The following is a 12,517-nucleotide window of genomic DNA, read 5'->3' on the forward strand; positions in this document are numbered from 1 at the left end:
CATCCTTGTCCTTTCGTTCGGCGAGCACTCGCTCGAGGGCAAAACGCTACTCCTGTAGACTCCCGCAAACAAGCAGAAAAATCCGTCCGAACAAACATTTGACACCGCTATCTATTCGAGTAGACTCTACTCGCGTCAACCTACGCTGCTGTAGTGAAAGGAACCCAGCGTGCCCCAACCCCTCGTGCTGGACACGGACATCGGAACGGATGTCGATGACATCCTCGCTCTGTCCATGATCGTGGGTTCTCCGGAACTCGATCTCACCGGTGTCACAACTGTCTACGGCGACGTCCGGCTTCGCGCCCGGATGATCGCGCGCACTCTCGCTGTCGCTGGCGCACTGCGCCCCGTGATCGTCCCCGGCCTCGGGCTCACCCGGTCCGGTCGTCCGGTCTGGTGGCCCGGTCACGAGGGCCGTTTGATGCCGGACTTGGAGATCGAGGTCATCGACGATGATCTCGATGCGATCACGGTTCTCGCATCGGCGAGCACGGTGGCGGCGATCGGTCCGCTGACGAACATCGCCGCAATGACGGAGAGACCCGATCGGGCTGTCGATCACATCGTGATGATGGGTGGCGAGTTCCGCCTCGGTCGGCCCGAGCACAACATCGTCTGCGACGTCGATGCCGCCGATGTCGTCTTCCGTTCCGGTGTGCTGCTGACAGCGGTCGGGCTCGACCAAACCGAGCGCGTCCGCATTACCGAACGCTCTCTGGAGGCCATCGAAACTGCGGGCCCGCTCGGCGACCTCCTGTATAGCGAGGTGCGCCAGTTCTGGTCCTTCGCAGAGCAGGACTACAACGTCCCCCACGACCCAGTGGCGGTTCTCGCCATCGCCCGGCCTGACCTGTTCACGACCGAGCGAGGTCAGATCACCGTGGCCACATCCGGACCCGACGCCGGAGTGACCACCTTCGTACCCGATCCCGCTGGCCCGCACCGTGTCGTCACAGATGTCGACACAGAGCAGGTGGCCTCCGAGATCGTCTCGCGCATCGTCGCCGCTGGCGTGCGCAACCTTGCACCGCTCGAAGAGGAGAAGCAATGAAGAAGCACACCCGAAAGGTCCTGGCAGTAGCCGCGGTCGCCTTGATCCCGCTGGCCGGCTTGGCCGCCTGTGCGTCCGGGAGCGCCGGCAGCGACAAGGTGACCATCACGTTCGCCAACGCCGACACCTCGGCCACCTGGGGCGACGCCGTGAAGGGGTTCGAGAAGGCCAACCCGAACATCACCGTCAAGCAGCTCAACATCCCGTACGCGCAATACGTGGCGACCATCAACCAGCGCATGGGGCAGGGCGGCGGCGGAATCGACGTCATGGTCGTGGACGCGGGCGGCGCGCTGGCGGACTTCGCCAGCCGAGGCTACCTCGCGGACATCAGCGACCTGAAGCAGCAGGCCATCGATACAGCCGTGAGCGAGGACATGGTCACCGCGCGGGAGTACAAGGGCAAGCTGTACGCCCTCGAGCCGTGGACCACTTCGCAGTTCCTCTACTTCAACAAGGATCTGCTCGCCAAAGCCGGCGTTCAGGAGCCCTCGACCGATCCCTCCCAGCCATGGACCTATGAGCAGCTCACCGACGCGGCCAAGAAGGTCAAGGCGACCAACGCCGCCGAGTACGCGTTCCTGTTCGACCAGTGGGACAGCTACTACCAGCTCCAGATGGTCGGCGCTTCCGCGGGAGGCGGCAACGGGATCTCGGACGGCGGCAAGGTCGACTTCGCGAACGCGGGATGGCAGAAGGCGCTGACCTGGTACCACGACCTGTTCACCGATGGGATCTCGCCGCGCGGGATCACCAACGACAAGAACGGGCCGCTGTTCCAGACCGGCAAGGCCGCGTTCATGATCTCCGGTCCGTGGGGCGTTTCGGTCGCCGCGCAGGGCAAGATCAACTTCGGCATCGCGCCCGCCCCGTACTTCGACGGCGGCAAGCAGGCCACGTCAACGGATTCGTGGGGCGTTGCGGTCTCGGCGAAGTCGAAGCAGACGGACGCTGCCAAGAAGTTCCTGCAGTACCTGACGATCAACTCGACGGGGAACACGGAGTCCGCTCAGGTCGCCAACATCACGCCCACCAACAAGGACGCCTATCCGGCATACGCGACCAAGGCGAACGCCACCGCGGGGGCTTCCAGCGCCAACTTCGGTGACGTGATGCAGTACCAGCTGAAGCACAACGCGGTCCACCGTCCGAACGTCCTCGGCTACAGCGTCTTCGAGCCGGGCGCGGACCAGATGTTCGCCGACATCCGAAACGGCGCGGACCCCAAGACCGCGGCGCAGAAGGCTGACGACGAGCTCACTGCTCAGATCGCACGGCTGAAGTAGCTTATGACCGTGTTCAGCACCAAGGCGGCGTCGGGGGTCACGACCTCCGGCGCCGCCCGGCGGCGTGTTTCGGTTCGCGCCCGCCGAGACTTGCTTGTCGCGGCCGCGCTCTTGGCGCCGGCCCTGATCATCCTCATCGTGATGCGAGTCGTGCCGATGGTCAGTGCCGTCAGCACCAGCTTCCAGCATCAGTCGCTCTCCGAGGGGTCGAGCTTCACCGGCCTTGCCAACTACGCGTACCTCTTCACGTCGCCGGACTTCTACTCGGTGCTCTGGGTGACGTTGACGTTCAACATCGTGGTCAACCCGGTCATCGTCGTCCTTTCCACGGCAGTCGCACTTCTGTACACCCAGCGTGTGCCCGCGGTGGGACTCTGGCGGTCGCTGGTCTTCGTGCCGGCGGCCGTTCCGGGTGCCGTTGTGACGTTGATCTGGAGCACAGCACTGCAGCCCGACGGCCTCGTGAATTCGATCCTCACGTTCTTCGGCCTGCCCCCTCAGCCGTTCTTCACTTCTGCGAGCCAGGCAGCGATGTCGATCGGCATCCTCGTGACGTGGGGTGCGCTCGGCTACTGGATGATCTTCATCATCGCGGGGCTGAACGACATCCCGGACTCGCTGCACGAAGCCGCGATGATCGATGGCGCCAACTGGTGGCGTCGGCTGTTCTCGATCACGCTCCCGCTCCTGAAGCGACCCATGGCGTTCGTCCTGGTGGCGTGCACAGTCGGCAACTTCCTGCAGTTCGCTCCCGTGCAGATCCTCACGAAGGGCGGACCGGAAGGTTCCACCAACTTCATCATGTACGACATCTTCAATCGAGCGTTCCTGCTCAACGATCAAGGCGTCGGCCAAGCCGAGGTGGTCGTCCTCATGGCCATACTCGCGATCATCGTCGCCATCCAGTTCCGACTTCTGCGAGACGATACCCGATGAAGCAATCACGGCGCGCCACCATCACCCTGCTCGTGGCCTCCATTGTCACGGCGATCGTCGTCTTCCTGCCGCTGTGGTGGGTCTTCGTCTCGTCGCTGCGCCCCGGCAACACCTACGTGAACTACACGACTCCGCTGTCGTGGCTGGCGTTCATCCCGATCGGCGGCGACCTCACCAACTATGTTTCGGTGTTCTCGGGGCCCTTCCTGATCGGTCTGGGCAACAGCTTTCTTGTTGCAGGTCTCACGATCCTCCTCGGCCTGATCGTCGCCGTACCCGCCGCCTACGTTCTCGCCACCATTCCGTTCAAGGGACGAGGGCTCGTCTTCAGCTTCATCGTCATCGTCTCGATGATCCCCTTCGACGCGATCTCGATCCCGCTGGCCTCTCTGTTCCAGAACTGGGGGCTCTCGGATTCCTACGCGGGACTGATCCTCCCGGCCCTCGCCAACGGATTCGCCATCTTCATGCTGCGTCAGTTCTTCCTCGGCATCCCGACCGAGTTGCTCGACGCCGCCGCGGTCGACGGCCTCGGCCGATTCGGCACGCTCTGGTGGATCGTCCTCCCCTCGGCCAGGCCCGCGCTGATCGGCGCGAGCATGATGCTCTTCCTCTCCCAGTGGCAGGCGTATCTCTGGCCCCTGCTGATCGGCACATCGCCGGAGAGGCAGCTCGCCCCGATTGCGCTGGCCAACCTCAGCACACTTTTCACGGTCGACATGGGCCAGATCCTCGCGGGCTCGTTCGTGCTCAGCATCATCCCGATGATTCTTCTGCTTCTCTTCCAGCGGCAGTACACCCAGTCGCTGTCGTCGACAGGGATCAAAGGATGACGTCCGGAAAGCTGCTGGTGGTCGGCTCGCTCAATCAGGACACGTCGCTGAAGGTGCACGTGTTGCCGAAGCCCGGCGAGACCGTCGCCGCGATCGATGTGCTCGTCTCAGCCGGCGGGAAGAGCGCAAATCAGGCCGTCGCGGCCTCACGGCTGGGAGCCGAGGTGTCCCTCATCGGCGCGGTCGGAGACGACGAGGCAGGGACGGCACTGCGACGACAGCTGGAGGCGAGCGGCGTTGACACCTCCAGTGTGTCGACGATCGTGTCGACGGCAACGGGAACCGCCCTCATCACGGTGGATGATCAGGGCGAGAACACCATCGTCGTTGCCGCCGGGGCGAACGACCACCTCACGCCCGAGCGCATCGGTGATTCAGACTTCGGCGGCGCCGCGATCATCTCCCTCTGCCTCGAGGTCCCCGATCACGTGCTGGTCTACGCTGCGCTTCGGGCGAAGCGTCAGGGCGCGAGGGTGATGCTCAATGCTTCGCCGCTGCGTGCGTTCGACTGCGCCCTCCTGGAGTTGGCCGACATCGTCGTCGTGAACGAGCACGAGTATTCCGCTCTGTTCGGTGAGCTTCCGGCCGAGGACGACGACTGGCTCACCAAGCTCGCGGAACTCGCGACGCAGCTGCTGATCGTCACTCTAGGGAAGGATGGCGCGATCGCCGTGGACAGATCCACGCCGACGCCGACCATTCATCGTCAGGAGAGCCGTCATGTCGAGGCTGTCGACACGACAGGCTGCGGTGACGCTCTTGCCGGCGTGCTCGCCGGCGAACTCTCCAAGGGAACACCTCTACCCGAGGCTTTGGAACGAGCGACTGCATTTGCGTCGCTGGTGGCAACGCGGTCAGGCGCTCAATCCTCCTACCCGTCACGGGAGGCCTTCGCCCAGTGGCAGGCTGAGCAGGCCTACGCGTACGAGTGACACCCGCACGACGCGCGCGTCACCAGGCTGACGCCGACCCGTTCGTGCACAGGAATGAATGGGTCGGCGAGCACCGCTGCGAGAGCAGCAGCAGCGATCTCCTCGATCGGCTGCTCGATAGCACTCAACGGCGGGTCGCTGTACGCGGCGTCCTCGGTTCCGTCGAACGAGATCACCGCAAGATCCTCGGGGACCCGCACGTTCGCCTCGCGAGCCGCGCGCAACAGACCCAGGGCCTGAACGTCCGAGCTCACGAATAGCGCATCGGGTGCGCGGTCAGGGTTCTTCAGCAGCCGACGACCGGCTTCATACCCACCGTTCCGGGTGAACTCAGCTCGCTCGACGAAGCTCAGTGCTTCGGTCTGGCCAGCGCTTCGTACGGTGTCCTCCCAGCCCTTCAAGCGCTCGTCAGCTCCTGGCCCTCCCTCGGGACCGGCCAGGTGTCCGATACGCTTTCGGCCGTGTTGAAGGAGGTGCTCGACTGCCATCTGTGCGCCGCCATAGTTGTCGGGCAATATCACAGCCTGATCCGCCGCGGCGCGTCGATCGAGGTACACGGTTGGCGTACGACCGACCGCCATCGTGGTGCTCGGGTCCAAGCTGACGACGATGAGGCCGTCCACCTGGCGTCCGACAAGAGAGTCGATCTGTGCGGCCTCGCGATCTATGTCGTTGTCAGAATCACCGAGGAGCAGAGCGTAACCGGCGTCAAAAGCCCGATTGGACACCGCCTGCGCGAGTGCCCCGAAGTATGTGTTGCTGACGTCCGGCACGACAAGGCCCACGGCGGTCGCCCGCTGCAGACGCAAGGCCCGGGCTGCAGCATTTGGTCGGTACCCCAGGGTCTCCATGGAGGCGAGGACCCGCTCGCGCGTCGCTTTGGCCACTGGACGCGGACCGTTGTTCACGACGTAGCTCACGACAGCGGTGGAAACCCGGGCGTGCTTGGCGACGTCAGAGCGTGTGACTTCACGCTTGCCAGTGTCGGTCATGGGCCCTCTTTCAAGAGAATCTACTCGCGTAGTCTATCGGTAGACCGAGGTGCTTTAAAGCTGTTGACCGGCGGCTTTCGAATCGGAAACCACGTTAACAAATCCGTGTGGCCACCGTGATGAACACCGTCAGCGACGCGAAGAACGGCCCACCACCCAAGTACCCGAGCCAGCGGTCCGCTTGGTCCGGGTCGAGGTATCCCGCGGCGACCGCTCGGCGGGTGACGCGGGCGAAGCCGAAGATGCGGTCGCCCTCAATGGGGTCGGTGTAGGTGGCGGTGACCGGGATCACGGTGTCGAGTTGGAGGCCGGCGTGCTGCACGAGCCGCGGGAGTTCGCTGCCGATGCGCGGGTTGCGGATCACCTCCTCGATGACGAAGCGCCGGTAGGTCTCGGCGAGTTCGGGTTCGGGGCTGTCGATGACGAGGGTCTGCCAGTCCGGCTCGGCGAGGACGACCCGGCCGTCCGGGCGCAGTATGCGCCGGAGCTCGCTCAGCACGGTCGCGGGGGCGGTGAGGTGCTGCGCGGTCCGGTCGACATAGGCCCGGTCGACCGACCCGTCGTCGAGGGCGAGCGTGTGGGCGTCGCCGACGATCAGCTTCAGTCGTGGGTCCTCGAACCGGTCTCGCGCGGCGCGGAGCGCTTCTTCGTCGGCGTCGACGCCGATCAGGGAGCCGGCCGGGCCGAGGGCGCGCAGGAGGGGGTCGAGTTCGCCGCCGGTGCCGCAGCCGAGATCGAGGATCGTGTTGGCGGGGTCGATCGCGAGCTGCTCGATCGCGAGCGTCTTGTAGGTCCGGCCGGCCGGGGATGCCGCGGCTCGGAGCAGATAGTCCGAGGGGCGTTGGGCTTCGAACTTCGACGCGGGCGGCTCGTCCGGGATCAGCTGCCGGCGGGCGCTCGTGTAGGACTCGCCCGTCTTCGCCGCGCGCAGGCGGACTCGGCGTTTGAGGTTGCGGTTCCGGGTCATGACGCTCCTTCACGCCGCGAAGCGATGCCCCCAGCGGCTCGCCTCGGGGCGATCCAGGATTCGTGACCGGCCCGAGTCGAGAAGACCCTTTGCCTCGCGTGCGGCCGGCGCTGGGTGCCGGCATCGAGGTTCGGCGTGAGCCACGCCGTGGACGGAACTCTACCTCCTTCGCCTCTTGATACCTAGGACTCCCATGCCTAGAATTCCTAGGTATGGCGAACGATCGAATCAAGGGGAATCTCGACCTCCTGCTCCTCGCCGCGCTCGCCGCCGGCCCGGCGCACGGCTACGAGCTCACCGCGAGCATCCGCGAGCGCAGCGACGGCGAGTTCGTCCTCGCCGAGGGCACCGTCTACCCGGCGCTGCACGGGCTCGAATCCCGCGGGCTGATCACGAGCTCGTGGGAGGTCGTCGGGGGCAGGCGGCGCCGCGTCTACGAGCTCAGCGGCGCCGGACGCGAGGCCCGGGATCAGCAGGCCGCCGACTGGCAGCGCTTCGCCAGCGGCATGAACCGAGTGTTGGGAGCATCCGCATGACCAGTGATCGCATCGACGCCTACCTGGACGACATGCTCGACCGCCTGGAGGGCACCCCGGGAGAACGCCGCCGGATGCTCACCGAGGCCGAGACGCACCTGCGCGACTCCGCCGACGCGTACCAGCGCGGCGGGATGGACGCCGACGCCGCACAGGCGGCCGCGATCGACGCGTTCGGCGACGCCCCGGCGATCGCGCGCGCCGCCAACCGCCGCCGGCCCGCCGAGCTGATCGCCGCGTGTGTTCGGGCGGCCGCGCAGCTCGCCGTGTACGGCTTCGCCGCGATCGGCGTGGCCACACTGCTCGCGCGGGCGCTGGCGCTGGTGACCTCGACCCAGTGGGTCTACGGGGCGCCCGCCGGCTACCGGTTCAGCGCGGCGCAGTGCGCGCACTGGCTCGCCGTCCAGCCGGGCGCGACCAGCTGCAGCAGCGCGGCCGCGCTGGAGAGCTCCGACGACTCCTTCCTGTTCATCCTCGTCGCGGCGGTCATCGGGCTGGTCATCGCGGGGGTCATCCTGGCCGCGATGCGGCTGGCCCGGCGGCGTCCGCTCCGCGCCACGGCTCGCCTACCGCGCACCGTCGTCACCGCGATCGGAGCGACCGCGTTCCTCGGCGCCGGTGTCGCGCTCCTCGCCGCTGGAGCCACCCAGGGCGTCTCGCGGGTGGCGTGGGGGCAGGGCGTGCTCTACACCGACGGGGTGGTCGCGCTGATCTTCGGCCTGGTCTTCCTCGTCCGGTTCCTCGTGACGATCCGACCCGTCCGGGCGTCCGCAGCGTGAACCGGACGCTCACCGTCGTCGTCAGCGGCGCGGTCGGAATCGGGCTCGGAGCCCTCAGCGGCCGGATCCTGTTCGGCGGTTCCGCCTGGAACCTGATCCCCTGGGCGATCGTCGCGATCGCCATCGGCCTCCTCGCCACCGACCGGCTCACCGCCCTGCTCGCGTCGGGGGTGTACGGCTACCTCCTGTGCGCCGTCTTCCTCTACACCGCGAACGCCAGCAACACGCCCCAGGCGCAACGCATCCTCTTCGCGCTCGTGCTCGGCCTCGTCGGCCCGGTGTGCTCCATCGTGCTCACACTGCTCGCGCGAGTCATCTCGCGGCAGCTCGTTCGACGGCGCGAGCCGTGATTGCGGCAGTGAGCGGTCGGGGTCGGCTCCACCCTCGCGCAGCGCACCCTGGCGGCTGCGCGGCTCGCGTTCTACCCTGAAGAAGCGCACGAAAGCGAACCGTGCGCTTCTCACGCTCAGGCCCATCGAACCCTGTCTGCCCCACCCGTCGCCGACGTCGGTCGCCATTGCGAACGATCCGCCGCTCTCGGATCCGCCCAGTCACTGACCTCCGTCGTGGGGCCACGTGTTGCACGACGACAACCTGAGGACGGGCCATGACCATCATCGATGAGGCGCTCAGCGCCATTGCAGCGAACGCCGACGATTACGATGCGAGCAACGGGTCGCCGCCGGCGCCGAAGATCGCGATCGTCACCTGTGCGGATCCCCGGCTGAGCGGGATCGTGAGGATGCTCGGCCTGGCCGACGCCGACGTCGACCTGATCAGGAACGTGGGGACCGTGATCGATGACGACTCGGTCCGATCCCTCATCGTCTCCACCCGGCTGCTCGGCACCCGGGAGATCATGATCATCAACCACAACGACTGCGGGATGTCGAAGTTCGCCGACCAGGAGCTCGAGGCCCGGCTGCGCACCGAGACGGGAGCGACGCCGATCGCGCCGGCCCGCTTCTACAGCTTCACCGACGTGGAGCAGAACACCAAGGAGCAGGTCGCCAAGGTGAAGACCCATCCGTGGATCTCCGCCGACATCCCGGTCCGGGGGTTCGTCTTCGACGTCCACACCGGTCGGCTCAGCGAAGTCGTCCCGGACTGACGCGGTCGCGGCTGAGGAGGTGCCACCATGCCGAGTCCCGCGATGGACGAGCTGATCGCGTCGCTCCACGAGCGGCAGAACGCTGCGGCCGGCCAGACGCCCGAGACACTGGCGGAGGAGCGAGCGGGCTTCGCGCCGGCCGGCCCCGTGCATCCGATACCGGACGATGTGCGGGTGACCGCGGTCACGGCCGGCGGGGTGGAGGCGCATTGGCTGGAGCCTCCCGGGGCCGACCCGGGCAGGGTCCTCTTGTTCCTGCACGGCGGGGGATTCCGGTTGGGTTCGCTGGCCAGTGACGGGGAGCTCGCTGCCCGACTGGGACGGGCCGGCCGGATGCGGGTGCTGTTCCCGGAGTACCGGCTGGCGCCCGAGCACCCGTTCCCTGCGGCGATCGACGACGTCCTCGCCGTCTGGCGGTGGCTTCGCGAGGAACAGGGGGTGCCCGCCGACTCGATCGCCGTCGCCGGCGACTCCGCGGGCGGTGGACTCACCGTCGCCCTGCTCGTCGCCACCCGCGATGCGGGAGGAGACCTCCCTGCCACTGTGGTGCTGATGTCTCCGACCGTCGACCTGACGAGCTCCGGGCCGTCGATGGCGGACCGGATCGACCAGGATCCGATCTCCACTCCCGAGCTGCTGCGCCAGCTGGCCTCCGACTACCTCGCCGGGGCCGACCCGAGGACGCCGCTGGCTTCGCCCCTGTATGCGACGCTCACGGGGCTGCCGCCGATGCTCGTGCAGGTGGGGACCGCCGATCTGCTGTTCAGCGACGCCGAACGCTTGGCGAGCGCGGCGACCGCCGCCGGTGTCGACGTGCGCCTGGAGGTCGGCGAGGGGCTGCCGCACGTGTATCAGCTCATGCTCGGCACCCCGGAGGCGGCTGAGGCGACCGAGCGGATCGGGCGGTTCCTGCGGGAGCGGGTGGTGGGGTAGCGCGGGTGGACGCTCTTCTCGTCGTCAGTCGTGTCGAAGGGCATCGGTGAAGAGCTGGAGGTTGGTGCTCAGCACATGCCGGCAGCTGGCGGCCCACTCGACAGCGGTGCGGGCGTGCCGGCGTCGCTGGTCGCTGAGCCGCCCGTCGCCGGCGTTCGCTCCCTCGATCCGGATGATCGAGTCCTGACACCGGAAGATCGCGTCGATCAGAACGTCGGCCCGCAGTTCCGCGTCGTACCCGTCGGCGAGCTGGCGCAGCCGCCGCGCTTGATCGGCGACAGGCACGTTCCCCACGGCGTGGATGCACCAGGTCCATCCCGCATAGCCGACGTCCTCCATCGCGTCACCGGGATGGACGCTGTCCCAATCGATCAGCGCCACCGGCATCCCCTCGGCCATGACCACATTGAACGGACCCGGGTCGCCGTGGACCAGACATTCGGCGCCGGACGCGAGTGGGATGCCCCGGCTGAAGTCGTGAAGCTCGCGCAGCATTCCTCCGAAGGCCGCGTACGAGCGCTCGTCGCGCTGCGAGGGGTGGTCGGTAGTCATCCCCGGGATGTAGGAGAAGGTGTCGCGGCCTTCCGCGTCGATGCCGAGATAGGTGGGCGCCCACGTGACGCCCGCCGCATTCAGCGCGCGAAGGACCTCGCTCGCGAACGCCGCACGATGACCACGCGGGCGTCGAACGGTTCGGCCTGCTTTGACGACGCCCTCGGTCGTATTTCCGCCGGCCAGCAACTCCTCCATGAGCCCCCGATCCTCGGGATGAGCATACGGCCGAGCAGGCATCGAAGGCGTCCGGAAGACAGTCGTTCAGCGGGTGTCGTCGAGTACGGTGTCGATCCACTCGTGCCGGACGAGACCGTCGACGTCACTGCGGGTGAACCAGCCGGTCTCCAGCAGCTCCGCGGACTCCAGCGTGAGAGCGGTGTTCGGGAGGCGGCATTCGAAGGCGGTCGTGATGTAGGCGACGCGGTCCCCATTGGGATAGACCGTCTCCAAGAGCGGTCCGCCGTAGACACCCAGGATCGCGCCGAGTTCCGGCGTCACGCCGAGTTCTTCGAGGACTTCCCGAGCGACGGCCTCGTGCGGCGTCTCGCCGGGCTCGACACCGCCGCCGACGAGGCTCCATCGGTCCGTGTCGCGTTGTCGTGCCAGGAGGAAACGATCACTGTCGCGAATCACGGCCGTCACGCCGGGGAGGAGGAGCAGATCATGTCCGACGCGTTCACGGAGGGATCGAACGTAGGGCGACATCGGCATGGTTCGACCTTAGCTTCGCAGCACGATGCCGTCGGCAGAGAGGATCGGCGTTCGGCAGCCGGGCGGAACTCTGGATACGCTGCAGGATATGGGCAGAGTGGGCGCGCGTGTTCTCTCAGCGCTGGCTCGTTTCAGCGCGCAGCATCCGTGGTCCCACAATGATGCCTACGGCCCCTGGGTGCTGTGGCACGCACGCCGAACCCGCCGCGGCGGCTCTGCGGCCCTTGACGTCGGCTGCGGCACGGGGAACCTCGTCCGGAAGCTGGCGGGTGTCATGGGCGAAGTCACCGGTATCGAACAGGACACCGGAACGGCGGCACGAGCGCGCGCGAACCTCGCTCACATCGACAACGCCGACGTGCGCGAGGAGTCTTTCGACCTGAGTCCGGACGAGCAGCCGCGCTACGACCTCGTCTCGTTCGTCGCGGTGCTCCACCATCTGCCTCTCGAACCGGCACTCCGAGCCGCCCGCTCGGTGCTGCGGCCCGGCGGATGCCTCGTCATCGTCGGGCTCGCTCGGGAAACGCCGGCCGACCTGCCGCGGTCCCTGGCGTCGGTGTTCCTCAACGCGGCTGTCGGGGCCGTCCGTCATCCGCGACGCGCAGTGGCCGAACCGGAGAACATGACGGCGCCCACGGCGGAGCCGCTCGAGACGTTCGAGCAGATCGAGGCAGTGGCGCGGGATGTGCTCCCGGGCGTGAAGATGCGACGCCGTTTGTTCTGGCGCTACACGGCAGTCTGGGTGGCACCCGCGGCCGGTTTCGGCGCGACCGTCGGCTGACGCCCACTGACGGCGGCAGCCGCCGCGAACGCCCGCTCCCCTGCCCCCGCAGGTGAAGTGGCGGCCCGAGTTTGGGCCGGACAGGACATAGGCCGGGTTCGGTGCTCCGCG

The 12,517-nt window shown here is 67.2% G+C and carries 15 protein-coding genes; 11 read left to right on the plus strand and 4 right to left on the minus strand.

The genetic code is table 11. The features are described from left to right. Positions 1 to 169 precede the first annotated feature (169 nt). From HNR13_RS04935 to HNR13_RS04955, 5 genes are read left to right on the plus strand one after another with little or no spacing between them, the layout of a single operon-like run. Positions 170 to 1,054, plus strand: coding sequence for a nucleoside hydrolase (locus tag HNR13_RS04935; protein WP_179604725.1), 885 nt, complete (start codon positions 170 to 172; stop codon positions 1,052 to 1,054). Further along, positions 1,051 to 2,340, plus strand: a complete 1,290-nt coding sequence (locus HNR13_RS04940) for a sugar ABC transporter substrate-binding protein (RefSeq protein ID WP_179604726.1) — start codon at positions 1,051 to 1,053, stop codon at positions 2,338 to 2,340. Before HNR13_RS04935 ends, HNR13_RS04940 begins: the two co-directional genes overlap by 4 nt. Before the next feature lie 9 nt (positions 2,341 to 2,349). Further along, entirely contained in the window at positions 2,350 to 3,276 is a 927-nt protein-coding gene (locus HNR13_RS04945) for an ABC transporter permease subunit (RefSeq protein ID WP_218881168.1), read from the plus strand. Beyond that, a complete protein-coding gene (locus HNR13_RS04950) occupies positions 3,273 to 4,109 on the plus strand; it encodes a carbohydrate ABC transporter permease (RefSeq protein WP_179604728.1) in 837 nt (278 codons plus the stop codon). The genes HNR13_RS04945 and HNR13_RS04950 overlap by 4 nt, the downstream gene beginning before the upstream one ends. After that, positions 4,106 to 5,041: a ribokinase gene (locus HNR13_RS04955; protein ID WP_179604729.1), complete on the plus strand. Its 936-nt coding sequence runs from the start codon at positions 4,106 to 4,108 to the stop codon at positions 5,039 to 5,041. Before HNR13_RS04950 ends, HNR13_RS04955 begins: the two co-directional genes overlap by 4 nt. On the opposite strand, the gene HNR13_RS04960 is transcribed toward HNR13_RS04955, so the two are convergent. After that, positions 5,026 to 6,033, minus strand: coding sequence for a LacI family DNA-binding transcriptional regulator (locus HNR13_RS04960; protein ID WP_179604730.1), 1,008 nt, complete (start codon positions 6,031 to 6,033; stop codon positions 5,026 to 5,028). The genes HNR13_RS04955 and HNR13_RS04960 overlap by 16 nt on opposite strands. A 94-nt stretch (positions 6,034 to 6,127) precedes the next feature. After that, entirely contained in the window at positions 6,128 to 7,000 is an 873-nt protein-coding gene (locus HNR13_RS04965; protein WP_179604731.1) for a methyltransferase domain-containing protein, read from the minus strand. 212 nt (positions 7,001 to 7,212) lie between these two features. On the opposite strand from HNR13_RS04965, the gene HNR13_RS04970 reads away from it, so the two are divergent. From HNR13_RS04970 to HNR13_RS04990, 5 genes are all read left to right on the plus strand, one after another. Beyond that, complete coding sequence (locus HNR13_RS04970) at positions 7,213 to 7,536, plus strand: PadR family transcriptional regulator (RefSeq protein WP_179604732.1); 324 nt, start codon at positions 7,213 to 7,215, stop codon at positions 7,534 to 7,536. After that, positions 7,533 to 8,315 carry a permease prefix domain 1-containing protein gene (locus HNR13_RS04975; RefSeq protein WP_179604733.1) on the plus strand — a complete coding sequence of 261 codons (783 nt, stop codon included), beginning with the start codon at positions 7,533 to 7,535 and terminating at the stop codon, positions 8,313 to 8,315. Before HNR13_RS04970 ends, HNR13_RS04975 begins: the two co-directional genes overlap by 4 nt. Then, positions 8,312 to 8,665, plus strand: a complete 354-nt coding sequence (locus HNR13_RS04980; protein ID WP_179604734.1) for a hypothetical protein — start codon at positions 8,312 to 8,314, stop codon at positions 8,663 to 8,665. The genes HNR13_RS04975 and HNR13_RS04980 overlap by 4 nt, the downstream gene beginning before the upstream one ends. 257 nt (positions 8,666 to 8,922) lie before the next feature. Beyond that, on the plus strand, positions 8,923 to 9,426 hold the full coding sequence (locus tag HNR13_RS04985; RefSeq protein WP_179604735.1) for a beta-class carbonic anhydrase: 504 nt from the start codon (positions 8,923 to 8,925) through the stop codon (positions 9,424 to 9,426). A gap of 27 nt (positions 9,427 to 9,453) precedes the next feature. Further along, a complete protein-coding gene (locus HNR13_RS04990; protein ID WP_218881169.1) occupies positions 9,454 to 10,359 on the plus strand; it encodes an alpha/beta hydrolase in 906 nt (301 codons plus the stop codon). A 24-nt stretch (positions 10,360 to 10,383) separates the two neighbouring features. Here HNR13_RS04990 and HNR13_RS04995 read toward each other — a convergent pair whose 3' ends face one another. Together HNR13_RS04995 and HNR13_RS05000 are read right to left on the minus strand one after the other, a co-directional pair. After that, positions 10,384 to 11,109: an aminoglycoside phosphotransferase family protein gene (locus tag HNR13_RS04995; RefSeq protein ID WP_179604736.1), complete on the minus strand. Its 726-nt coding sequence runs from the start codon at positions 11,107 to 11,109 to the stop codon at positions 10,384 to 10,386. A 66-nt stretch (positions 11,110 to 11,175) separates the two neighbouring features. Continuing rightward, complete coding sequence (locus HNR13_RS05000) at positions 11,176 to 11,625, minus strand: NUDIX domain-containing protein (RefSeq protein ID WP_179604737.1); 450 nt, start codon at positions 11,623 to 11,625, stop codon at positions 11,176 to 11,178. An 88-nt stretch (positions 11,626 to 11,713) separates the two neighbouring features. Here HNR13_RS05000 and HNR13_RS05005 point away from each other — a divergent pair, with 88 nt between their 5' ends. Continuing rightward, complete coding sequence (locus HNR13_RS05005) at positions 11,714 to 12,406, plus strand: class I SAM-dependent methyltransferase (RefSeq protein WP_179604738.1); 693 nt, start codon at positions 11,714 to 11,716, stop codon at positions 12,404 to 12,406. Positions 12,407 to 12,517: the final 111 nt, after the last annotated feature.

The sequence above is a fragment of the Leifsonia shinshuensis genome (assembly GCF_013410375.1).
GTDB classification, from domain to species: domain Bacteria; phylum Actinomycetota; class Actinomycetes; order Actinomycetales; family Microbacteriaceae; genus Leifsonia; species Leifsonia shinshuensis.

Excerpts from the sequence above, each read along its gene's own strand:
- HNR13_RS04985 (WP_179604735.1), top strand. The coding sequence starts at position 8,923 with ATGACCATCATCGATGAGGCGCTCAGCGCCATTGCAGCGAACGCCGAC.
- HNR13_RS04975 (WP_179604733.1), top strand. The coding sequence starts at position 7,533 with ATGACCAGTGATCGCATCGACGCCTACCTGGACGACATGCTCGACCGC.
- HNR13_RS04955 (WP_179604729.1), top strand. The coding sequence starts at position 4,106 with ATGACGTCCGGAAAGCTGCTGGTGGTCGGCTCGCTCAATCAGGACACG.
- HNR13_RS05000 (WP_179604737.1), bottom strand. The coding sequence starts at position 11,625 with ATGCCGATGTCGCCCTACGTTCGATCCCTCCGTGAACGCGTCGGACAT.
- HNR13_RS04940 (WP_179604726.1), top strand. The coding sequence starts at position 1,051 with ATGAAGAAGCACACCCGAAAGGTCCTGGCAGTAGCCGCGGTCGCCTTG.
- HNR13_RS04995 (WP_179604736.1), bottom strand. The coding sequence starts at position 11,109 with ATGGAGGAGTTGCTGGCCGGCGGAAATACGACCGAGGGCGTCGTCAAA.
- HNR13_RS04950 (WP_179604728.1), top strand. The coding sequence starts at position 3,273 with ATGAAGCAATCACGGCGCGCCACCATCACCCTGCTCGTGGCCTCCATT.
- HNR13_RS05005 (WP_179604738.1), top strand. The coding sequence starts at position 11,714 with ATGGGCAGAGTGGGCGCGCGTGTTCTCTCAGCGCTGGCTCGTTTCAGC.
- HNR13_RS04990 (WP_218881169.1), top strand. The coding sequence starts at position 9,454 with ATGCCGAGTCCCGCGATGGACGAGCTGATCGCGTCGCTCCACGAGCGG.
- HNR13_RS04970 (WP_179604732.1), top strand. The coding sequence starts at position 7,213 with ATGGCGAACGATCGAATCAAGGGGAATCTCGACCTCCTGCTCCTCGCC.
- HNR13_RS04960 (WP_179604730.1), bottom strand. The coding sequence starts at position 6,033 with ATGACCGACACTGGCAAGCGTGAAGTCACACGCTCTGACGTCGCCAAG.
- HNR13_RS04965 (WP_179604731.1), bottom strand. The coding sequence starts at position 7,000 with ATGACCCGGAACCGCAACCTCAAACGCCGAGTCCGCCTGCGCGCGGCG.